The sequence below is a fragment of the Microbacterium hatanonis genome (assembly GCF_008017415.1).
Taxonomy (GTDB): Bacteria; Actinomycetota; Actinomycetes; order Actinomycetales; family Microbacteriaceae; genus Microbacterium; species Microbacterium hatanonis.
Genome location: NZ_VRSV01000001.1, coordinates 2,084,727 through 2,105,870, shown reverse-complemented (window position 1 = coordinate 2,105,870; position 21,144 = coordinate 2,084,727). Strand labels below are relative to the sequence as shown.

Genomic DNA, 21,144 nt, shown 5'->3' with positions numbered 1-21,144 from the left:
GGTCGTTCGCGCATGCATCGCCTCCTCGTCGTTCTCCTCGCCGCCCTCGACGCCGTCATCGCGGCAGCGGGCGGCGTCGCCGTCGTGCTCGCACCGCTGACCCTCCTGTGGGTCGTCGGTTTCGGTTCCGGCGCCGATTGGGCGACGCTCTGGCCCGCGAGCGGGGCGATCTGGCAGCTCGGGCACCTCGTGCCGCTCGATCTCACTCTGCCGGCGGAGTACCTGAACATCGCCGGTATCGACCCGACGGCGGCGTCGTTCACCCTCTCGCTCGCGCCGCTCGCCCTCGCCGTCTTCACGGCGCTGTTCGCCGCCCGATCCGGTCGCCGCGCGGCTCAGGCCGGTGCCCCCGCGACCGGGGCGGTGACGGGGGTCGTGGTCTTCACGGCCATCGCCGCCGTCGTCGCGCTGACGACCGCCAACGCTCTCGCCACCGTCGAACTGTGGCAGGCGGTGCTCTTCCCGGCCCTCGTCTTCGGGCTCCCGGCCGTGCTCGGCGCATTCGTCGAGTCGTGGCGCCTCGACGAGCACGGATCGATCGCACGGCTGCGGTCTCGGATCGAGCACGGCACCTGGGGAGCGCTGCCGGGTCTCCTCGTGCGAGGCACCGCCATCTCCGTCACGGGGCTGATCGGCGTCGCGGCGGCGATCGCGGGCGCCGCCGTACTGCTGCGCGGCGGCGAGATCGTCGCCCTGTTCGAGGCCGCGCACGTCGACGCCGCCGGAGTGATCGTGCTCGCCCTCGCGCAACTCGCGTACCTGCCGACGCTGATCGTGTGGGCGCTCTCGTTCGTCGCGGGCCCCGGCTTCGCGCTCGGCGAAGGCACCGCCGTCTCGCCCGCGGGCACTCAGCTGGGGGTGCTGCCCGGCATCCCGGTGCTCGGGGTCGTCCCCGAGTCGTCGACGACGTGGCTGCTGCTCCTCGCCCTGCTCCCGGTGTCCGTCGGGGTGCTGACCGGATGGATGCTGCGCTCCCGCCTCGCCGCGATGCCCCACGCGGCGCGCGACCACGACGGCGGTCTGCTGTTCCGCCTCGTGCTCGCGGTCTCGGTGGCGGTCGTCACGGGTGCCCTCGCCGCGCTCCTGGCCGTCCTCGGGTCGGGATCGATCGGGCCCGGGCGACTCGCGCGGATCGGACCCGACGCCGGTGCTCTCGCGTTCACCGTCGGAGTCGAGGTGCTCGTGGGCGCCGCGATCCTTCTGCTCCTGCCGCGGCGTGCGAGCGACGACGAGCGCCGCGAGGTCGCCGCATCCGTCGTGCCCGCTCGTCCTGCGCTGCCCGACCCCGGTCTCGACACCTGGCGCCGTCTGGCAGCAGAGCGACCGTTCTCCCACCCCGAGCGTCCCGTCCCGACGACCGACACGTGGCAGGCACCGCCGACCGAATCGGCGGAGCCGACGATCGTGGGCGACCGCGCAGACCCCCGTCCCGTGTCCGTCGACTCCGACGCCACCGAGCCGATCCCCGGCTTCGAGCGCGGGGGCGCGTCGGACGGCGACGAGCGGCCGCGGCGCCCGTCGGTAGACTGACCGGGTGTTCACGGTCGCGGTCCTCATCTCGGGCACCGGGTCGAACCTCCGGGCCCTGCTCGAGGCCGCCGCATCCGCTGATTTCCCGGCGCGGGTCATCGTCGTCGGGGCCGACCGCGAGGCCGAGGGATTCGCGCACGCCGAGGCCTTCGGCATCCCCACGTTCCTCGTCGCGTACGAGCAGTTCGACTCGCGCGCCGAATGGGGGAGCGAGCTCACCGAACAGCTCGCCGTCTGGAACCCCGACCTCGTCGTGCTCAGCGGCCTGATGCGCGTGCTGCCGCCGGCGGTCGTCGACGCCTGGTCGCCGCGGCTCATCAACACCCACCCGGCCTACCTGCCCGAGTTCCCCGGCGCGCACGGCGTGCGCGACGCCCTCGCCGCCGGCGCCACGGAGACCGGTGCGACCGTGCACATCGTGGACAGCGGCGTCGACACCGGACCGATCCTCGCCCAGGAGCGCGTCGCCGTGCTGGCCGGAGACGACGAGCATCGTCTCCACGACCGCATCAAGCCCGTCGAGCGCCGGCTCCTCATCGACGTCGTCCGCCGCATCGCGACCGGCGATCTCGACCTCTCCTCGACCGTCCCGTCGCCGATCGCTGCTCGGCGAGACGAAGCATCCGCCCTCGACACACCCTAGGAGTCCCCATGGCCGGACCTCGGCACGACCCCTCCCTCTACCGCGACCGCGACGTCGTGGCAGTCCGCCGCGCGCTCGTCTCGGTCAGCGATAAGACCGACCTGCTGCGCCTCGCGGAGGCCCTCGCCGCCGCCGGCGTCGAGATCGTCTCGACGGGCTCGACCGCGGCGACCATCCGCGAGGCCGGCCACGCCGTCACCGACGTATCGGCGGTGACCGGCTTCCCCGAGTCGCTCGACGGTCGCGTGAAGACACTGCACCCGGGCGTCCACGCGGGGCTGCTCGCCGATCTCCGCCTGGAGAGCCATGAGCGCCAGCTCGACGAGCTGGGCATCTCGCCGTTCGAGCTCGTCGTGGTGAACCTCTACCCGTTCGTCGAGACGGTCGCCTCGGGAGCCGAGGGCGACGACGTCGTCGAGCAGATCGACATCGGGGGTCCGGCGATGGTGCGCGCGGCGGCGAAGAACCACGCCAACGTCGCCATCGTCGTCTCGCCCGAGTCGTACCCCACGATCATCGATGCGCTCGGCGCCGGCGGCACGACCCTCGCGCAGCGTCGGGAGCTGGCCGCGCGCGCCTTCGCGCACACGGCCGCGTACGACACCGCCGTCTCGACGTGGTTCGCCGACGACACGCTCTCCTCCGCCGACGAGCTGCCGGCGCACCTGACGATCGCGGCCGAGCGTCTCGAGACCCTCCGCTACGGGGAGAACTCGCACCAGCGTGCGGCGATCTACTCCCGAGCCGGCGGTCACGGCATCGCCCAGGCGCGACAGCTGCAGGGCAAGAGCATGTCGTACAACAACTACGTCGACGCGGATGCAGCGCTGCGCGCCGCGTTCGACATGGTCAAGCCCGCCGTCGCGATCATCAAGCACGCGAACCCCTGCGGCATCGCCGTGGCCGCGCCCAACGCGCTCGACGAGATCGCCAGCGCCCACCTGCGTGCCCACGAATGCGACCCCGTGTCGGCCTTCGGCGGCGTCATCGCGGCGAACCGCACCGTGACGCTGAAGATGGCCGAGAACCTGCGCGACATCTTCACCGAGGTGATCATCGCGCCCGACTTCGAGCCCGAGGCTCTCGAGGTCTTCAAGCTCAAGCAGAACCTGCGCGTGCTGTGCCTGCCGACCGACTGGGAGCAGGAGCGCCTCGACGTGCGCCTGGTCTCGGGCGGACTCCTGCTGCAGGACGCCGACCGCTTCCCCGACGACATCGAGTCGGTCGCGAAGGACTGGCAGCTCGTGTCGGGTGAGCAGCCCGGCGAGGCCGAGATGCAGAACCTGATCTTCGCGTGGAAGTCGTGCCGCGCGGTGAAGTCCAACGCCATCGTGCTCGCCAAGGGATCGGCCACGGTCGGGATCGGCATGGGTCAGGTCAACCGCGTCGACTCGTGCCGTCTGGCCGTCGAGCGCGCCGGTGACCGCGCCGCGGGCTCGGTCGCAGCATCCGACGCCTTCTTCCCCTTCGCCGACGGCCCCCAGGTGCTGCTCGACGCCGGGGTGTCGGCGATCGTGCAGCCGGGGGGTTCGGTGCGCGACGAGGAGGTCATCGACGCGGCCCGCGCCGCCGGCGTGACGATGTTCTTCACGGGCGAGCGCCACTTCTTCCACTGACGCGCGGCCGCGCCTCGCGCAGACCGCGAGACTTCATCCTGGGCACGAGACGTCAACCGTCGGTCGACGTCTCGTAGCCGGGATGAAGTCTCGCGGTCGTTCGGGGGGCGGAGAGCGGGTGTCAGGGGCGGCCGTAGGTCTCGAGCAGGCGCAGCCAGACCTCGCTGACGGTCGGGTACGACGGCACGGCGTGCCAGAGGCGCGTGAGCGGCACCTCGCCGACGATCGCGATGGTCGCCGAGTGCACGAGCTCGGCGACGTCGGGGCCGACGAAGGTCGCACCGATGATCGTGCCGCGGTCCTCGTCGACGATCGCGCGAGCCTGCCCCTTGTACGAGTCCGACTGCTCGCTGGCCCCGGCGATCCACGACAGGTCGTAGTCGAGAACGCGGATGCGGCGGCCCGCCTTCTCGGCGGAGGCCGCGGTGAATCCGACCGAGGCGACCTCGGGGTCGGTGAAGGTCACCTGCGGTACGGCGTCGTGATCAGCCGTTGCGACGTGGGTGCCCCAGGGGGCGTCGTCGACCGGCGTGCCTTGGGCGCGCGCGGCGATGACGTCGCCGGCGGCGCGTGCCTGGTACTTGCCCTGGTGGGTGAGGAGCGCCCGGTGGTTCACGTCGCCCACCGCGTAGAGCCAATCCGTCCCGCGCACGAGCAGCGTGTCGTCGACCTCGAGCCAGGAGTCGGGCTCGAGTCCGACCGTCTCGAGACCGAGTCCACCGGTGCGGGGGACCCGCCCGGTCGCGACCAGCACCTCTTCGGCTTCGACGGTGGTGCCGTTCGACAGCTCGACGGCGACGAGGCCCGCGTCGGTGCGACGGGCGGAGACGGCGTCCAGTCCCGTCTTCACCGTGACACCGAGGTCGGTGAGGGATGCGGCGACGAGCTCTCCGGCGAACGGTTCGTTGTTCGCGAGCAGCCCTGAGCGCGCCACGAGAGTGACCGCACTGCCCAGGCTCGCATAAGCGGTCGCCATCTCGGCGCCGACCACGCCACCGCCGAGGATCGCCAGCGACGCGGGGATCTTCTGGGCGCTCGTGGCCTCCCGGCTGGTCCACGGCGCGACGTCGGCGAGCCCCGGGATATCGGGGAGGAGGGCGGCGGATCCGGTGCACACGGCGACAGCGTGCCGGGCGACGAGGTCTGTCGTGGAGCCGTCGTCGGCGGTGACCCGCACGGTCTTCTCGCCGGTCAGAGCTCCGTACCCGCGAACCAGATCGATGCCCGCACCCTGCAGCCATTCGACCTGGCTCGAGTCGTTCCAGTCATGGGTCATCGAGTCGCGTCGGCGCAGGACGGCGGCGACATCGAGGTCGCCCGTGACGGCCTGCTTCGCGCCGTCGACGGCCTGCGCCGCTCGCAGAGCCGCGCCGCTGCGCAGCAGGGCCTTCGACGGCATGCACGCCCAGTAGGAGCACTCGCCGCCCACGAGCTCGGACTCGACGATGACGGCCGAGAGGCCCCTCTGCACGGCCCGATCGGCGACGTTCTCTCCGACAGGACCAGCTCCGATGACGATGACGTCGTATTCGCGCGCGCTCATGGCGACACGCTACCGCCGCAGGAGCGGGGGAGGGCGGGGCTTGCGCGACGCGTTCGACAGGGGGGTTACGAAAATGACCTGAACCGGTTTAGATAGGAGCATTCGACGACGAACGAGACGTTTCGGCGTCGCGCCACACGAGGGAGTGCAGCGTATGAGCCAGGCGGACCGCCCGACCATCGCCGACGTCGCCAAGCGGGCCGGCGTCAGCAAGGGGCTCGTCTCGTTCGCCCTCAACGACCGGCCCGGCGTCTCTCCGGACACGCGCGAGCGCATCCTCGCCGTCGCCTCCGAGATGGGGTGGACCCCCAGCATCCGCGCCCGTTCCCTGAGCGTGGGCCGCGCCTTCGCGTGCGGGCTGGTCATCGGCCGCAGCCCCGACGTCATCGCGGCCGATCCGTTCTTCCCCTCGCTCATCGCGGGGCTCGAAGACGTCTTCTCGGTCTCCGGACAGGTGCTCGTGATGGCGGTCGCCACCCCCGGCCGGCAGGAGGCCGAGACCTACCGCGGGCTCGCGCTCGACCGTCGCGTCGACGGAGTCATCCTCACCGACCTCCGCGCGGACGACCCGCGCGTCGAGCTCGTCCACAGCCTCGGACTCGTCGCGGTCACCCTGGGCTTCCCCGACGCACCGAGCCCCTTCTCCTCGGTATCCGTCGACGACGGCGCGGGCATCCGCCTCGCCGTCGAGCACCTCGTCGCTCTCGGGCACCGCGAGATCGCGCACGTCGCCGGACCCGAGACGATGCTGCACGGAACCCGTCGTCGCGCAGCCTTCGACGACGCCACCGCGCGCGCCGGACTGCGCGGGAGGGTCGTCGTGACCGACTTCAGCGCGGCGGAGGGCGCCCGCGCGACGCAGGAGCTGCTGGATGCTGCGACGGCCCCGACCGCGATCGTCTACTCCAACGACCCCATGGCCGTCGCCGGCCTCGGAGTGGCTCAGCGACGCGGACTCAGCGTGCCCCGCGACCTGTCGATCACCGGGTTCGACGACACCGAGATCGGCCGCCACGTGCATCCCGCTCTCACGACGGTCACCACCGATGCCCGCGGGTGGGGGGCGTTCGCCGCCCGCACCCTCCTGGGGGCGATCGACGGCGAACCGCCCCGACACCTCTCGCTTCCCGATCCGACCCTCACGATCCGCTCATCGACGAGCACCCCACCGGCGGCTGCGGTCGCCACCCACGAAGGAGAATGACATGCAACGACGCATCCTCAGCACGGTCGCTGCGGCGACCGGAATCCTGGCCCTCACTGCCTGCAGCGGCGGAGGCGGGGGCGGCGGCGACACCGACGCTCGCGGCCCCATCACGATCTGGTACTCCAACAACGCCGCCGAGATCTCCTGGGGCGAGCAGATGGTCGACGCCTGGAACGCCGACCACCCCGACGAGCAGGTCACCGCGCAGGAGATCCCCGCCGGGTCGTCGAGCGAAGAGGTCATCAGCGCCGCGATCACCGCGGGGAACGCGCCGTGCCTGATCTTCAACACCTCCCCGGCCGCCGTCCCCGGGTTCGAACGCCAGGGCGGCCTCGTCAACCTGTCGGACTTCCCCGACGGCGACGACTACATCACGGCACGCAGCGGAGAGCTCGCCGAGCAGTACCGCTCGGACGACGGGGGCTTCTACCAGCTGCCGTGGAAGTCGAACCCGGTGATGATCTTCTACAACAAGGACCTGTTCGCCGCGGCCGGGCTCGACCCCGAGAACCCGCAGCTGTCCACCTACGACGACTTCCTCGCGACGGCCCGCACCATCAAGGAATCCGGCGTCGCGCCGTTCGCCATCAACCCCGCCCCGACGAGCGAGTTCTTCCAGTCGTGGTTCGACTTCTACCCGCTCTATGCGGCGCAGACCGGCGGCACGCAGCTCGTCGAAGACGGCCAGTCGACCTTCGACGACGACAGCGGACAGGCCGTCGCCGACTTCTGGGCGACGATCTACTCCGAGCAGCTGGCGGGCAACGAGCAGTATCAGGGCGACGCCTTCGCCGACGCCTACGCCGCGATGGCGATCGTGGGCCCGTGGGCCGTTCAGGTCTACGGCGACGACGTGAACTGGGGAGCCGTGCCCGTGCCGACCGAGAACGGCACGGATGCCGCCGACACCTGGACGTTCAGCGACGCCAAGAACGTCGGTCTGTTCACGGCCTGCGACAACAAGGGCACCGCGTGGGACGTGCTGAAGTTCGCCACCAGTGAGGAGCAGGACGGCGCATGGCTCGAGGCGACCGGTCAGATGCCGCTGCGCCAGGACCTCACCGACACCTATGCCGACTACTTCGCCGCGAACCCCGCCTACCAGCTCTTCGGCGACCAGGCCGCGCGTACCGTCGAGGTGCCGAACGTGTCGAACTCCGTGGAGGTCTGGCAGACCTTCCGCGACGGGTACTCGAAGTCGGTCATCTTCGGTGAGGAGGGCGTCGACGCCTTCCTCTCGGACGCGGCCGAGCAGATCAACGGTCTCGTGGCGGGCAACTGACATGACCGCCATCGTTCCCGGCCGGGCCGGCCGCCCGGAACCGGACCCCTCGACAGGCTCGGGGACCGGTTCCGGGCGGCGCGGCCGGGCCGGCGCGCCCGGCGCCGTCGACGCGGAGTCGCCGGCGAGGAGGAAGCGGGGGCGCCTCCTCGGCAAGCAGCCCCTGGGGATCCTGTTCTCGGCGCCGTACATCATCTTCATCGCGGTCGTCTTCGCCTACCCGGTGATCTTCGCGATCTGGATGTCGTTCCAGGACTACTTCTTCGCCGCACCCGGCGCGCAGGTCGATCGGCCGTTCGTCGGGTTCGCGAACTACGTCACCGCCCTGAGCGACCCCGCGGTGTGGCAGTCGTTCGGCAACGTCGGGATCTTCCTCCTCATCAACGTGCCCCTCACGCTCGTGCTGTCGCTGCTCCTCGCCACGGCGCTGGATCGCGTCGTGCACGCACGCACGTTCTTCCGCGTGGCCTTCTACGTGCCGTACGTCAGCGCGTCGGTCGCCGTGGTCGCGGTGTGGCTGTTCCTCTTCTCCAACCAGGGACTCGTCAACGCCGTGCTCGGTCCGCTGGCGCCGTCGCCGTCGTGGCTGGTGAACTCGGCGCTGGCGATGCCGACGATCGCGATCTTCGTCACCTGGAAGGGCCTGGGGTTCTACATCCTGCTGTTCCTCGCGGCGCTCCAGAATGTTCCGAAGGAGCTCTACGAATCGGTCTCCGTCGACGGCGGCGGACGTCTGCGCCAGTTCTTCACCGTCACCGTTCCGGGGGTGCGGCCGGCGACGGTGCTCGTGCTGCTCCTGGCGACCATCACCGGGGCGAACCTGTTCACCGAGCCCTACCTGCTCACCGGCGGGGGCGGGCCGAACGGCGCATCCGCCTCACCCGTGCTCCTCATGTACCAGAAGGGCATCGAGCAGCAGAACCCCGACGTCGCCGCGGCCATCGGCGTGATCCTCATCATCTTCGTGCTGATCATCGCGGCGCTCCAACGGCGCTTCGTCGGAAGGGAGGAGTCATGAAACGCGCACTGGGCAGCAAAGTCGCCCTGTACCTCGTCCTGTCGATCGGGGCGCTGGCGTTCCTCTTCCCGTTCTATTACATGATCGTCGCGTCGCTGCAGGCCGACTCCGACCCCTCGCTCGCGGGAGCCTTCCCCAACCCGGCGAACCTCACCGGCGAGAACTACGTGGCGATCAACGACCGGATCAACCTCGGCGTCGGCCTGATCAACTCGGGCATCTTCACCGGCGGTGTCATCCTCGGCACGCTCGTGTTCGGCGTGCTCGCCGGCTACGCGCTCGCCGTCCTGCGCTGGCGCGGGAGGGGGTTCACCTTCGCCCTCGCGCTCCTCGTGCAGGTCGTGCCGTTCCAGCTGCTGATGATCCCGCTCTACGTGCTGATCGCGCGCGACTACGGTCTCGCCGACACGCACCTGGGCATGATCCTGCCGTTCTTCATCAACTCGGCCGCCGTCATCATCTTCCGCCAGTACTTCCTGCAGGTGCCCAAGGAGATGTTCGACGCGGCACGCATCGACGGCGCGGGGGAGTTCCGCGTGCTGTGGAGCGTCGCCCTCCCGCTGGTGCGGCCCGCGCTCCTGACGGCGGCGCTGCTCACCTTCATCGGACCGTGGAACGAGTTCCTGTGGCCCTTCCTCATCACGAAGGATGCGGCGCTCCAGCCTCTCGCGGTGTCGTTGGCGAACTTCATCTCCAACGTCGCAGCATCCACCAGCAACCCCTTCGGTGCGATGACGGCCGGCGCCGTCGTGCTCGCCGTCCCCGCGGTGACCCTGTTCATCGTGTTCCAGCGCTACTTCACATCGAACGACATCGGATCCGGAGTGAAAGGATGACCATGCCCACGGATACCCCCACCACCCAGCGCCTCGAGGTGCCCTACCGGTTGACGAGGGCGGGCGTCGTGATGACGCCCGCGCCGGGCGACCCGCTCGAGGCCGAGGGGGTGCTCAATCCCGCATCCGGCCGTGGTCCCGACGGCGAGCTCTACCTGCTGCCGAGGCTCGTCGCGGAGGGCAACGTCTCGCGGGTCGGCATCGCCCGCGTCGTGATCGAGGACGGCGTGCCCGTCGGCGTCGAGCGCGAGGGGATCGTGCTCGAGCCCGACCGCGGCTGGGAGCGCGGGGTCGGCAACGCCGGCACCGAAGACCCTCGCACGACCTGGATCGAGGTGCTCGGCGTGCACGTCATGACGTACGTCGCCTACGGCCCGCTCGGTCCCCGGACGGCCGTCGCCGTCTCGAGCGACCTGCGCACCTGGCGGCGGCTCGGACCCGCGCTCTTCCGGTACCAGGAAGACCTCGACATGGACCTGAACCTCTTCCACAACAAGGACACGGTGTTCTTCCCCGAACCCGTCACGGCGCCCGACGGCACCGAGTCGATCGCGGTGCTGCACCGCCCCATGTGGGATCTGGGGGAGACCAAGCCGGGGCAGGGCGTGCGGCTCCCCGCGGGGGTCGACGATCCGCGACAGTCGATCTGGATCAGCTACGTGCCGCTCGCGGCCGTGCGGGAAGACCTGGGCAACCTCACCCTGTGGGAGCAGCATCGCTTCGTCGCGGGCCCGGAGTTCGCGTTCGAGGAGCTCAAGATCGGCGGCGGTCCGCCGCCGCTGCGCATCCCCGAGGGCTGGCTCGTCATCCACCACGGCGTCACCGGAGTGCTGGCCGGCGCCTTCGCCCAGCAGCAGAAGGTGAACTACGCGGCCGGCGCGCTGATCCTCGACGCGGACGACCCGAGCCGGGTCATCGCCCGCACGTCCGAGCCCCTCCTCGCGCCCGAGACCGACGACGAGCGCAGCGGCATCGTGCCCAACGTCGTGTTCCCCACCGCGATCGAGCAGATCGACGGCCGCCACTTCGTCTTCTACGGCATGGCCGACTCGAAGATCGGGGTGGCCCTCCTGGAGCGCACCGACTGACCGGAACCCCCACTCCCTCGCCCCACCTCCCGTCCGCCGTCTTCCCGCACCCTCACGCCGTAACTCAGGATGCATGCGGGGGGGCGCGGTGCGGTCACCGCGGAAATCCGCGGGACACCCGCATCCGTCCCCCGCTCATCCTGAGCTGCGGCGGAAGGGGGCCCGTCATATCCCCCCGGAAAGGAAACACCCCCATGGTTTCGCTCGCACAACGACGTGCGCGGAGAACGGCCCTCACGGCCGTGGTCGCGTTCGCCCTCACCATCCCCTTCGCGGCTCCGGCCACGGCGTCCGTCGTGGCGCCGGGCGCAGCATCCACCCCACCGGCGGCGGCGGCCGCAGAGCCGCTGACGAACCTCGCGCACCTCGACTTCCTCCTCGACGAGGCGACGCCGCCCGCCGAGGTCGCCGGTCACACGACCTACCGGCTCGCGGAGGAGCCCGATCTGGTGCTCCCGTGGACCTACGCCGACGCCCGTGACGGCGGCACGTTCGAGCGGGTGGGCGGGGGTCCGCTCGATCCCGCCACCGGCTACTGGGGGCAGGGCGCCTACAACGCCGACGACATCGCCCGCGCCGCCGTCGTCTACATCCGTCACTGGACCCAGACGGGCGACGCCGCGAGCCGCGAGAAGGCGTACCAGCTGCTCCGCTCCGTCGCCTACCTGCAGACCACCGACGGTCCGTCGGCCGGCAACGTCGTGCTCTGGATGCAGCCGGACGGCACGCTCAACCCCTCGGCCGAGCCGGTCGAGCTGCCCGACCCGTCCGACTCCGGACCAAGCTACTGGACCGCGCGCACGGTGTGGGCCCTCGGCGAGGGCTACGCCGCGTTCGCCGATGCCGATCCGGCCTTCGCGAGCTTCCTCGAGGAGCGTCTGAACCTCTCGCTCGGCGCAGTCGAGCGGGACTCGCTGTCGCGGTACGGACAGTGGAACCAGTCCGACGGCGTGCGCGTTCCCGCGTGGCTCATCGTGGACGGGGCGGATGCGTCGGCCGAGGCGGCACTCGGACTCGCAGCCCGCGTCGAGGCGCGACCCGACGACACCCGGGCCGCTACTGCGCTGCGCCAGCTCGCCGAGGGGATCGGCGCGATGGCGTCCGGCACCACGCAGAGCTGGCCCTACCGTGCGATTCTGCCCTGGGCGGAGTCTCCGGCGATGTGGCACGCGTGGGGGTCGCAGATGCCGGCGGCGCTCGCCGCAGCATCCGTCGCCCTCGGCGACCCGTCGATCGCGGCCCCCGCCGTCGCGGACGCGGCGGTGTTCACCCCGACGCTGCTCACGGCCGGCGGTCCCGACAACGGCTGGTACCCGACGCCTACCGATCGCGTGCAGATCGCGTACGGCGCCGACTCGCGCGTGCAGTCGCTCCTGGCGGTGGCGGATGCGACGGGCTCGGCAGGGTTCGCCTCGCTCGCCGCGATCCAGGCGGCCTGGTTCTTCGGGGGCAATCACGCCGGCGCCCAGATGTACGACCCCGCGACCGGTGTGACCTACGACGGACTGCAGCCCGACGGCACCGTCAACCGCAACAGCGGTGCCGAGTCGGCCATCCACGGGCTCCTCACCGCGCTCGCGCTCGACGCGCACCCCGAGGTCGCCGCCCGCGCAACGTCGGTGACCTCGATCACCGCCCGTGACGGGCTGGAGGTCGTCGAGGCCGAGGATGCGTCGTCGACGACGGGCACGATCACGACCCCCGAGTCGTGGACGGGAGAGTCGAGCTGGTCGGGCGGCGCCCTCACCCTGACGAGGGGGCAGCAGGCGACCTTCGACATCGGCGCTGCGTCCGAGACCGGTGCGGCCACGTCGCGGCGTTGGGTCGAGCCGGTGCTGTTCGCCCAGCCCGGCGCATCAAGTGCGTCGCTCTGGCGTGCGGGGGGACTGCTCGGACTGCTGCGCGACACGGGCCCGGCACAGGGCATCTCTCCCACCCCGGGTGCTCTGCTGCCGCACTCGCTGCCGCTGTCGGCCCTCGGGAAGCGCACCGAGGTGAGCGTCGACGTGCAATCGGGATCGCTGACCCTCGATGCGCTGCTCGTCCGGCCGGTCATCTCCCGTATGACGCTCGACGGCGCGGGCGGTCGCACGGAGCTCGTGCACTCCGCGGCGCAGGTGCCGCAGTCGGCGAAGATCGGCGGCGACGGGGCGACCACCGTGCGCGTATACAACGATCGCGGTGAGCTCATGCGCGAGCGCTCGGTGTCGAAGCAGACCTCGATCGTCCTGCCCCCGGGCGGCTTCGCGATCGCGGAGCGCTGACCCGCTCCCACTCGAGAGTCCAAGACACCCGGACGCGCCGCCCAGGCCGTCCGGGTGTCTTGGACTGTCAGTGCTCCGGCCGCCACGGCCGTGTCCGAAAACCGCCAGCCGGTGTCGGCGGGCGATGGCAGGCTGGGGGCATGAGCACCACGGGCATGAGCTTCGCCGAGCGGTATCGCGTGATCCAGTCGCGTGACACGCGCTTCGATGGGCAGTTCGTGACGGCGGTCAGCTCCACCGGCATCTACTGCCGGCCGAGCTGCCCGGCGCGCACCCCGAAGGAGCAGAACGTCTCGTTCTACGCCACCTCGGCGGCCGCCCACGAGGCGGGCTACCGGGCGTGCAAGCGGTGTCTGCCGGAGGCCGCGCCCGGCTCGCCCGAATGGAACCTCCGCGGCGACGTGACGGCTCGGGCGATGCGCCTCATCGCCGACGGGGTCGTCGACCGCGAGGGCGTGCCGGGGCTCGCCCGCCGCCTCGGATACTCCCCGCGCCACCTGACCCGCCTGCTCGCGGCCGAGCTCGGCGCCGGTCCTCTCGCGCTGAGTCGCGCGCACCGCGCGCACACGGCGCGCATGCTGCTCGTCGGCACCGACCTGCCCGCCGCCGACGTCGCATTCTCGGCGGGGTTCTCGAGCGTGCGACAGTTCAACGAGACCGTCGGCGAGGTCTTCGGCATGCCGCCCACGCAGCTCCGCGCTCGCCGCCGTTCGCACGAGACCACTCCGGGGCAGATCGACCTCGTGCTGCCGCATCGCGGCCCGCTCGACTCCGCCGGCCTGTTCGGCTGGATGGCCGCTCACGCCATCGGGGGAGTGGAGGATGCTTCGGCCACCTCGTTCGCGAGAACCCTCCTGCTCGACGGTGGCCCCGCCTGGTTCTCGGTCGCGCTCGATGTCGAGGGGCGGGTGCGGATGCGGGCGCGTCTGTCGCAACTGTCCGACCTCGCGACCCTCATCACCCGCGTCCGGCGCCTGTTCGACCTCGACGCCGATCCGATCGCCGTCGACTCGGCGCTGTCGCAGCATCCTCTTGTCGCGCCCCTCGTCGCGCGCATCCCGGGCGTGCGCGTGCCCGGATGCGTCGACGCTCACGAGATGCTGATCCGCGCGATGATCGGCCAGCAGATCAGCGTCGCCGCCGCCCGCACCGCCATGACCCGGCTCGCCGACGCCCTCGGCGAGCGAGTGGAGGGCGACGAGGGTGCGACCGTGCTGTTCCCGACCATGACGGCGATCGCCGAGCGGGGTCACGACGTGCTGCGGGGTCCTGCGGCACGTATCCGCGCCATCGTCGAGACGGCCGCGGCCCTGGCCGACGGCTCGCTGGATCTCGGCGCCGGCGACGACGCCGCCGAGCAGCGCGAACGGCTGCTGGCGCTGCGGGGCATCGGTCCGTGGACCGCCGACTACGTGCGCATGCGGGTGCTCGGCGATCCCGACGTGCTGCTCCCCGGCGACATCGCCGCGCGGGCGGGTGCGGCCGCCGCTGGGATCCCCGCCGACGCCGCCGGACTCACCGCATGGGCCGTGCGCGCCGCACCGTGGCGCAGCTATCTGATGGCGCACCTCTGGTACGCCGCACCCGTCACCCAGTCCTGGCGCGCCGCGCCCCTTCCTCCGGAGGAGAAGTCATGACCACCGCCACGATCGAGACGATCGAGACCCCCGACGGCCCCTTCACGATCCTCGCCGACGCCGAGGGGCGCGTGCTCTCGTCGGGCTGGACGACCGATGTCGAGACCGTCCTCGGGCGCCTGGCCCCGTCGGCACGCCCGTCCGGCGTCAGCGAGGGGCGGACGGATGCTGCGGACGCCGCGCGGGCGTACTACGACGGCGATGTCGCCGCCATCGACGATGTCGCCGTCGCGCAGACCGGCACCGCTCTGCAGCTCGCCGGCTGGGCGGCGCTGCGGCGGATCGCTCCGGGCGAGCCGCTCACCTACACCGGATTCGCCGCGGCGCTCGGACAGCCCCGCGCCGTGCGTGCCGCAGCATCCATCTGCGCCCGCAACGCCCCGGCACTGTTCGTCCCGTGCCACCGGGTGCTCCGCACCGACGGCTCGCTCGGCGGATTCGCCTGGGGGCTCGAGGTGAAGCGGCGTCTGCTCGACCGCGAGACGGCGCCGCGCGCCCGGGGTTGAGGCGGCGCTGCGAACGTCTGTATCCTGGAGGGCTGCCCGCGAGTCGGGCATAACTCCTCCCGCTCGAGCGTTGCGGCTGTGAGTCCCCTGAAATCCTGCCGTTCGTCGACGGCGCCGCTCCACCGAGGATCATGACCCCCGTTACACCTGCCTCCGAACTGTCCACCGCGCGATCGCTCGCGCGGCTGCTGCCGTTCGTGCGTCCCGTCAAGGGCCGCCTCATCCTCGGCGGTGTCAGCGCCCTCGTCGCGAGCCTCCTCGCGCTCGGCATTCCGCTCGTGCTCGAGGCGGTCGTCGGCGGTCCCATCGCCTCGGGCGACCCCGGCCTCATCGCCTGGGGCGCCGCCGCGGTGCTCGCGCTCGGCCTGCTCGAAGCGCTCATGACGTGGGCTCGCCGCTGGTTCGTGCTGGCGCCCTCGACCCAGGTCGAGTACGTGATCCGCACCGAGTTCTACAAGCGTCTGCAGCGCCTGCCGGTCGCCTTCCACGACCGCTGGCAGTCGGGACAGCTGCTGAGCCGCATGATGCAGGACATCAGCCTCGTGCGCCGCTGGTTCGCCTTCGGCCTCGTGCTGCTCGTGGTGAACATGCTCACGATCCTCGCGGGGTCGGTGCTGCTGTTCAGCTGGCACTGGGTGCTCGGCACCGTCTACGTCGTCTGCTCGGCGCCGCTGTGGATCGCGGGCTACCTCTTCGAGAAGCAGTACGGCATGCTGACCCGCCAGAGCCAGGACCAGGCCGGCGACCTCGCGACCGCCGTCGAGGAGAGCGTCCACGGCATCCGGGTGCTCAAGGCGTTCGGGCGCGGCGGGCACCTGCTCGGCAAGTTCACCCGCCAGGCGGAGAGCCTCCGGGTCACCGAGCTGCGCAAGGCGAAGTCGGTCGGGCTCATCATGTTCTGGCTCGTGCTGCTTCCCGACATCGCGCTCGCGCTCTGCCTGGGCGCGGGCATCGTGCTCACCTCGATGGGACAGCTCGACGTCGCGCAGCTCTTCGCGTTCTTCGCGATGGCGGCGATCCTGCGCTGGCCCACCGAGTCGATCGGCTTCCTCTTCTCGTTCCTTCTCGACGCGCGCACGGCGACCGACCGCATCTTCGAGGTCTTCGACGAGGAGAACACGATCGTCGACCCCGAGAACCCGGTCGCGCTGAACGAGGTGCGCGGAGCACTCGTGTTCGAAGGCGCCCGGTTCCGGTATCAGGATGCTGCCGAGAGCGAGCGCGATCTGCTCGACGGCATCGACCTCGCCCTGCGCCCCGGAGAGACGATGGCGCTGGTGGGGCTGACCGGGTCGGGAAAGACGACGTTGACCACCCTCCCGGCCCGCCTCTACGACGTGACCGGAGGGCGGGTGACGCTCGACGGCATCGACGTGCGAGACCTCACCCTCAGCGACCTGCGACGCCACATCGGCATGGCCTTCGAGGATGCCACGCTCTTCTCGGCCACCGTGCGCGAGAACGTGCTGCTCGGTCGCGAAGACCTCGAGCCCGGGTCGCCGGAGGCGGAGGCGGCGATCACCGAGGCGCTCGCCGTCGCGCAGGCCGGCTTCGTGCACGAACTGCCGAACGGACTCGACACCGTCATCGGCGAGGAGGGGCTCAGCCTGTCGGGCGGCCAGCGTCAGCGCCTCGCGCTGGCTCGCGCGGTGGCGGCCAAGCCCGCCGTCCTCGTGCTCGACGACCCCCTCTCCGCCCTCGACGTCGACACCGAGGCGCTGGTCGAGGAGGCACTGCGCGCGGTCCTCGCCGACACGACGGCGCTCGTGGTCGCGCACCGCCCGTCGACCGTGCTGCTGGCCGACCGCGTCGCGCTGCTCGAACAGGGCCGTGTCACCGCCATCGGCACGCACACCGAGCTGCTGCGCGGCAACGAGCACTACCGCCACGTGATCTCGAGCCTCGAGGTCGAGGCGGCCGTCCGCGATACGAACACCCGGGAGATCGAGGTGATCCGATGAGCGCCACGACCGTCTCAGGAACCGCGGGCGAAGACCGCTCCGACTACACGAAGGCGGAGAGCCGCAGCATCCGCCGCCGTTCCCTCCGTCTTCTGGGTTCGCTCGTGCGCCCGGTGCGCTGGCAGGTGCTGCTGGCCGCCGTCGTGCTCGTGATCTCGACGGCGCTGCGCGTCGCCGGCCCCGCGCTCATCGCGTGGGGGATCGACAACGCCCTGCCCGCGGCCCTCGAGCAGGCCGACTGGATGCCCACCATCGGCGTGGTCTCGGTGTACCTCGTCGCGGGCTTCGGCGGTGCCGCCCTCATCGGCTGGTACTCGATCGTCGCGGCGCGCTTGACCCAGGCCGTCATGCTCGACCTGCGCAAGCGCATCTTCCTGCACACGCAACGGCTGAGCCTCGAGTTCCACGAGTCGTACACCTCCGGCCGCATCATCTCGCGGCAGACGAGCGACCTCGACACGATCCGCGAACTGCTGGACGGCGGCCTGAACGAGCTCGTCTCGGGCGTGCTGTACGGCGGGTTCACGCTCATCGCGCTGCTGCTGCTCGACTGGCAGTCGGGCATCGTCGTGGTGGTCATGGGCATGCCGCTGTACTTCCTGATGCGCTGGTTCTACCTGCGCTCGCAGGGCGTGTACCGCGAGTCGCGCGTGATCAGCGCCCAGGTGATCGTGAAGTTCGTCGAGACGATGACCGGCATCCGCGCGGTGAAGGCGTTCCGCAAGGAGCCCCGCAACGACGAGGGCTTCGGCGACCTGTCCGACCAGTACCGCGACGTGAACATGCGCTCGATCCGCCTCTTCGGCATCCTGGAGCCCGGTCTCATGGCCGTGGCCGCCGTCTCGGTCGCCCTGGTGCTGCTGTGGGGCGGCCTGCGCGTCGTCGACGGCACCTTCGCGGTCGGAACGCTGCTGGGTGCGGTGCTGTACGTCCGCAACTTCTTCTCGCCGCTGAGCGAGGTGGCGTTCTTCGTCAACTCCTACCAGTCGGCGACGGCGGCGCTCGAGAAGGTATCGGGAGTCCTCGAGGAGGAGCTCACCGTCCCCGACCCCACCGACCCCGTCGACCTCCGGAAGGCCCGCGGCCACATCCGCTTCGACGGCGTCGAATTCGGGTACTCCGACGACCGCGTCATCCTGCCCGACTTCACGCTCGATCTCCCCGCCGGGCAGACGATCGCTCTCGTCGGTACGACGGGTGCCGGGAAGTCGACGCTCGCGAAGCTCGTGTCGCGGTTCTACGACCCGACGTCGGGTGCGATCACCCTCGACGGCGTCGACCTCCGTCAGCTGCATCCGAAAGACCTCCGCCGCGCGATCGTCATGGTCACGCAGGAGGCCTATCTGTTCAGCGGCACCGTTGCCGACAACATCGCGCTCGGCAAGCCCGACGCGACGCTCGACGAGATCCGGTCGGCGGCGCGAGCGGTGGGAGCGGACGAGTTCATCCGCGCTCTCCCCGACGGGTACGACACCGACGTGAACAAGCGCGGCGGGCGCGTGTCGGCCGGTCAGCGCCAGCTGATCTCGTTCGCTCGAGCGTTCCTCGCCGACCCGGCGGTGCTGATCCTCGACGAGGCGACGGCGTCGCTCGACATGCCGAGCGAGCGCCTCATCCAGGACGCCCTGCAGACGCTGCTCGCCGACCGCACCGCCATCATCATCGCCCACCGCCTCTCGACGGTCGCGATCGCGGATCGGGTTCTCGTGATGGAGTACGGCCGCATCATCGAGGACGACACCCCGGAGGCGCTGATCGCGGGTACGGGCAAGTTCGCCCAGCTGCACGCGTCGTGGCGAGAGTCTCTCGTCTGACGTCCGGCTACGCGCGCGCCGTCATGGCGCGCGCGTGCCGGGCGTTGCCGATCGCCCAGACGGCCACGGCCAGCACGAAGAAGCCGACGACGAGCCCGACGCACCAGAGGGCCACTCCGCCGTACCCGCCCGAGACGGCCGGGTTGTAGAAGGGGTACGGGTAGAAGCCCGAGATCGCGCCGCGCACCAGCGAGAAGATCGAGTACACGACCGGCCACACCATCCACCACAGGGTCACCCGGAAGGGGAGCCTGCGGCGCGGTGACCAGATGATCCAGTCGACGAGACCGGCGACCGGCACGATCATGTGCACGACCACGTTCACCCAGGGGAAGATCGCGCCGATGTCTCCGGCGGCGAGGATCGTGTTGAACACGATGCCGACGAAGACGATGTACACGACGGCGCCCCCGCGGATCGATACGAGCGTCTCCGACGGGTCGGCGCGTCGTCGGATCAGCCGCACCGCGCTCGCGATGAACACGATCGAGATGAGGATGTTCGAAAGGTTGGTGAAGTAGCAGAAGAAGTTCAGGATGCTGTGGCCGCTCGCGACGGTCCCCGCGAAGAACTGCCAGGCCACCGCCGAGAGCGAGAGCACGGCGAAGGAGAGCCGGAACAGGATCGCTGCCACCCGCGAGTTCATGTGCACACGATAGCGGCCGCCGTTCGGGTGCGGGTCATTCCGCCCTGCTATGGTGCGCAGCATCCTCTTCCCTCTCCCGACCTGCGAAGACCACCCGTGACACCGAACGACGAGATCCCGGCGCGTGGGTCTGGCTTCACGTGGTTCGCGCTGATCACCGGCGTCGTGCTCCTGGTCGTCGCCGGGGGTTGGCTTGCCACCGTGAACGCCGGGTCGACGCGTGCCGACGCCCCGCGCGTCGACTCGCCGGCCCCCGCGGTCGAGGTGTCGGGTCAGGTCGGCGACCAGGCGTCGTTCGCCGACCAGCCGCAGACGAATGCCCCCGCGGTGAGGGTGGATGCGGCGTGGAGCGCCCGCGTCGCGGCCGCCGTCGGCATCCCGCGGCGGGCGCTGGAGGCGTACGCCCTCGCCGATCTCGTCGTCGACGCCGAGCAACCGGGATGCGGCATCGGGTGGAACACTCTCGCGGGCATCGGCGCGATCGAGACCGATCACGGCCGTCACGGCGGAGCGGCACTGGGAGACGACGGCTACCCGTCGCCGGCCATCCGCGGCCCGCAGCTCGACGGCAACGGCAACGCCGCCATCCGTGACACCGACGGCGGGGCGTGGGACGGCGACGCCGTCTGGGACCGCGCCGTCGGTCCGATGCAGTTCATCCCCGACACCTGGGCGCGCTGGGGCGCCGACGCGAACGGCGACGGCGCGGCCGATCCGAATCAGATCGACGACGCGGCGCTGGCCGCGGCGCGCTACCTCTGCCATTCCGGCTCGATGACGACCACCGAGGGATGGCGGGCGGCCGTGTTCAGCTACAACCACCTCGACGTCTACGTCGATGACGTGGCCGCGGTCGCCAACCGCTACGCGCTCGACGCCGGCTGACCCGGCGTCATCCGCTTCGCGGCGGCGTCGGAGAATCGCACCCGGGTCGGATGCTGCGCCTCGAATGCTCCGACGGAGGTGCGACCCTCCGACGGCGGTGCTGCGGGAATGTGGGTCAGAGGCGGACTTCGGCGATGATCTCGCCGTACTCGGTCTCGCCGACGGGGGTGAAGCCGACGCGCTGGAAGAACGCCTCCGGGCCCTCTTCGCCCGATTCGTAGATCACGTCGACGTGCTCCAGGCCGCGCGAGCGGGCCTCGTCGAGCAGGCGTTCGACGGCGAAGCGGCCGATACCGCGGCCCTGATCGTCGGCGTCGACGTTGATCCGCCAGAGCACGGAACGGAAGTGCTCCACGGATGCTTCGGGGTCGAAGTTCGCGCTGACGAAACCCACGACTTCGTCGCCGTCGAGCACGACGCGCTGCCACGAGGTCTGCGGGTTCACCACGGTGGCGGCGATTCCGTAGCTGAGCGGAGCGAGGAACTGCTCCTGCCCGGGCTTGAGAGACAGCGTGTTGACGGCCACGATCGTGGCGGCCGACAGTTCGACGAGTCGCAGGTCTGCCATGACGACAGGCTAGCCGGGAAGAGCGCGCCACGGGAAACGAGTTGACGCCCCGCGTCAACTATCTCGACATCAAGATATTTTCGCGGTTGCGTTAGGCTGA

The 21,144-nt window shown here is 70.8% G+C and carries 17 protein-coding genes; 14 read left to right on the top strand and 3 right to left on the bottom strand.

Going from position 1 to position 21,144, the window contains the following annotated elements:
* Window positions 1–12 precede the first annotated feature (12 nt).
* Genes FVP77_RS10085 through purH form a run of 3 tightly spaced genes read left to right on the top strand, consistent with a single transcriptional unit; the run spans window position 13 to window position 3,789 of the window.
* On the top strand, window positions 13–1,530 hold the full coding sequence (locus tag FVP77_RS10085) for a cell division protein PerM (RefSeq protein WP_187266876.1): 1,518 nt from the start codon (window positions 13–15) through the stop codon (window positions 1,528–1,530).
* A gap of 4 nt (window positions 1,531–1,534) precedes the next feature.
* Window positions 1,535–2,173, top strand: a complete 639-nt coding sequence (gene purN / locus FVP77_RS10080; protein ID WP_147894342.1) for a phosphoribosylglycinamide formyltransferase — start codon at window positions 1,535–1,537, stop codon at window positions 2,171–2,173.
* Between the two features lie 8 nt (window positions 2,174–2,181).
* Window positions 2,182–3,789: a bifunctional phosphoribosylaminoimidazolecarboxamide formyltransferase/IMP cyclohydrolase gene (purH, locus tag FVP77_RS10075; protein WP_147894341.1), complete on the top strand. Its 1,608-nt coding sequence runs from the start codon at window positions 2,182–2,184 to the stop codon at window positions 3,787–3,789.
* A gap of 121 nt (window positions 3,790–3,910) precedes the next feature.
* On the opposite strand, the gene FVP77_RS10070 is transcribed toward purH, so the two are convergent.
* Window positions 3,911–5,332, bottom strand: a complete 1,422-nt coding sequence (locus FVP77_RS10070) for a dihydrolipoyl dehydrogenase family protein (RefSeq protein WP_147894340.1) — start codon at window positions 5,330–5,332, stop codon at window positions 3,911–3,913.
* A 154-nt stretch (window positions 5,333–5,486) separates the two neighbouring features.
* On the opposite strand from FVP77_RS10070, the gene FVP77_RS10065 reads away from it, so the two are divergent.
* The 10 genes from FVP77_RS10065 (at window position 5,487) to FVP77_RS10020 (ending at window position 18,945) form a co-directional block, all read left to right on the top strand.
* A complete protein-coding gene (locus tag FVP77_RS10065) occupies window positions 5,487–6,536 on the top strand; it encodes a LacI family DNA-binding transcriptional regulator (RefSeq protein ID WP_147894339.1) in 1,050 nt (349 codons plus the stop codon).
* A 1-nt stretch (window position 6,537) separates the two neighbouring features.
* Entirely contained in the window at window positions 6,538–7,821 is a 1,284-nt protein-coding gene (locus FVP77_RS10060) for an extracellular solute-binding protein (RefSeq protein ID WP_147894338.1), read from the top strand.
* 1 nt (window position 7,822) lies between these two features.
* Window positions 7,823–8,839, top strand: a complete 1,017-nt coding sequence (locus FVP77_RS10055) for a carbohydrate ABC transporter permease (protein WP_147894337.1) — start codon at window positions 7,823–7,825, stop codon at window positions 8,837–8,839.
* Complete coding sequence (locus FVP77_RS10050; protein ID WP_147894336.1) at window positions 8,836–9,675, top strand: carbohydrate ABC transporter permease; 840 nt, start codon at window positions 8,836–8,838, stop codon at window positions 9,673–9,675. The genes FVP77_RS10055 and FVP77_RS10050 overlap by 4 nt, the downstream gene beginning before the upstream one ends.
* Window positions 9,676–9,677: 2 nt before the next feature.
* Window positions 9,678–10,763: a glycoside hydrolase family 130 protein gene (locus FVP77_RS10045; RefSeq protein ID WP_147894335.1), complete on the top strand. Its 1,086-nt coding sequence runs from the start codon at window positions 9,678–9,680 to the stop codon at window positions 10,761–10,763.
* A gap of 194 nt (window positions 10,764–10,957) precedes the next feature.
* Entirely contained in the window at window positions 10,958–13,027 is a 2,070-nt protein-coding gene (locus FVP77_RS10040) for a hypothetical protein (protein ID WP_147894334.1), read from the top strand.
* 140 nt (window positions 13,028–13,167) lie between these two features.
* The gene (locus FVP77_RS10035; protein ID WP_147894333.1) at window positions 13,168–14,664 is read left to right on the top strand and encodes a DNA-3-methyladenine glycosylase 2 family protein; all 1,497 of its coding nucleotides are present in this window, start codon (window positions 13,168–13,170) and stop codon (window positions 14,662–14,664) included.
* Window positions 14,661–15,170, top strand: a complete 510-nt coding sequence (locus FVP77_RS10030) for a methylated-DNA--[protein]-cysteine S-methyltransferase (RefSeq protein ID WP_147894332.1) — start codon at window positions 14,661–14,663, stop codon at window positions 15,168–15,170. Before FVP77_RS10035 ends, FVP77_RS10030 begins: the two co-directional genes overlap by 4 nt.
* A 131-nt stretch (window positions 15,171–15,301) precedes the next feature.
* Complete coding sequence (locus FVP77_RS10025) at window positions 15,302–17,131, top strand: ABC transporter ATP-binding protein (RefSeq protein ID WP_147894331.1); 1,830 nt, start codon at window positions 15,302–15,304, stop codon at window positions 17,129–17,131.
* Entirely contained in the window at window positions 17,128–18,945 is a 1,818-nt protein-coding gene (locus FVP77_RS10020; RefSeq protein WP_147894330.1) for an ABC transporter ATP-binding protein, read from the top strand. Before FVP77_RS10025 ends, FVP77_RS10020 begins: the two co-directional genes overlap by 4 nt.
* Window positions 18,946–18,952: 7 nt before the next feature.
* On the opposite strand, the gene FVP77_RS10015 is transcribed toward FVP77_RS10020, so the two are convergent.
* Window positions 18,953–19,591, bottom strand: coding sequence for a Pr6Pr family membrane protein (locus FVP77_RS10015; RefSeq protein ID WP_147894329.1), 639 nt, complete (start codon window positions 19,589–19,591; stop codon window positions 18,953–18,955).
* A 96-nt stretch (window positions 19,592–19,687) separates the two neighbouring features.
* Between FVP77_RS10015 and FVP77_RS10010 the strand changes: the two genes are divergently transcribed.
* Window positions 19,688–20,476 carry a lytic transglycosylase domain-containing protein gene (locus tag FVP77_RS10010; protein WP_147894328.1) on the top strand — a complete coding sequence of 263 codons (789 nt, stop codon included), beginning with the start codon at window positions 19,688–19,690 and terminating at the stop codon, window positions 20,474–20,476.
* Between the two features lie 115 nt (window positions 20,477–20,591).
* On the opposite strand, the gene FVP77_RS10005 is transcribed toward FVP77_RS10010, so the two are convergent.
* Complete coding sequence (locus FVP77_RS10005; protein ID WP_147894327.1) at window positions 20,592–21,044, bottom strand: GNAT family N-acetyltransferase; 453 nt, start codon at window positions 21,042–21,044, stop codon at window positions 20,592–20,594.
* Window positions 21,045–21,144 lie beyond the last annotated feature (100 nt).

What these genes read in the sequence shown, in the direction of transcription:
- FVP77_RS10065 (WP_147894339.1), top strand. Translation starts at nt 5,487, where the DNA reads ATGAGCCAGGCGGACCGCCCGACCATCGCCGACGTCGCCAAGCGGGCC.
- FVP77_RS10025 (WP_147894331.1), top strand. Translation starts at nt 15,302, where the DNA reads ATGACCCCCGTTACACCTGCCTCCGAACTGTCCACCGCGCGATCGCTC.
- FVP77_RS10005 (WP_147894327.1), bottom strand. Translation starts at nt 21,044, where the DNA reads ATGGCAGACCTGCGACTCGTCGAACTGTCGGCCGCCACGATCGTGGCC.
- FVP77_RS10045 (WP_147894335.1), top strand. Translation starts at nt 9,678, where the DNA reads ATGCCCACGGATACCCCCACCACCCAGCGCCTCGAGGTGCCCTACCGG.
- FVP77_RS10030 (WP_147894332.1), top strand. Translation starts at nt 14,661, where the DNA reads ATGACCACCGCCACGATCGAGACGATCGAGACCCCCGACGGCCCCTTC.
- FVP77_RS10070 (WP_147894340.1), bottom strand. Translation starts at nt 5,332, where the DNA reads ATGAGCGCGCGCGAATACGACGTCATCGTCATCGGAGCTGGTCCTGTC.
- FVP77_RS10085 (WP_187266876.1), top strand. Translation starts at nt 13, where the DNA reads ATGCATCGCCTCCTCGTCGTTCTCCTCGCCGCCCTCGACGCCGTCATC.
- FVP77_RS10020 (WP_147894330.1), top strand. Translation starts at nt 17,128, where the DNA reads ATGAGCGCCACGACCGTCTCAGGAACCGCGGGCGAAGACCGCTCCGAC.
- FVP77_RS10060 (WP_147894338.1), top strand. Translation starts at nt 6,538, where the DNA reads ATGCAACGACGCATCCTCAGCACGGTCGCTGCGGCGACCGGAATCCTG.
- FVP77_RS10015 (WP_147894329.1), bottom strand. Translation starts at nt 19,591, where the DNA reads ATGAACTCGCGGGTGGCAGCGATCCTGTTCCGGCTCTCCTTCGCCGTG.
- purH (WP_147894341.1), top strand. Translation starts at nt 2,182, where the DNA reads ATGGCCGGACCTCGGCACGACCCCTCCCTCTACCGCGACCGCGACGTC.
- FVP77_RS10055 (WP_147894337.1), top strand. Translation starts at nt 7,823, where the DNA reads ATGACCGCCATCGTTCCCGGCCGGGCCGGCCGCCCGGAACCGGACCCC.
- FVP77_RS10035 (WP_147894333.1), top strand. Translation starts at nt 13,168, where the DNA reads ATGAGCACCACGGGCATGAGCTTCGCCGAGCGGTATCGCGTGATCCAG.
- FVP77_RS10050 (WP_147894336.1), top strand. Translation starts at nt 8,836, where the DNA reads ATGAAACGCGCACTGGGCAGCAAAGTCGCCCTGTACCTCGTCCTGTCG.
- FVP77_RS10040 (WP_147894334.1), top strand. Translation starts at nt 10,958, where the DNA reads ATGGTTTCGCTCGCACAACGACGTGCGCGGAGAACGGCCCTCACGGCC.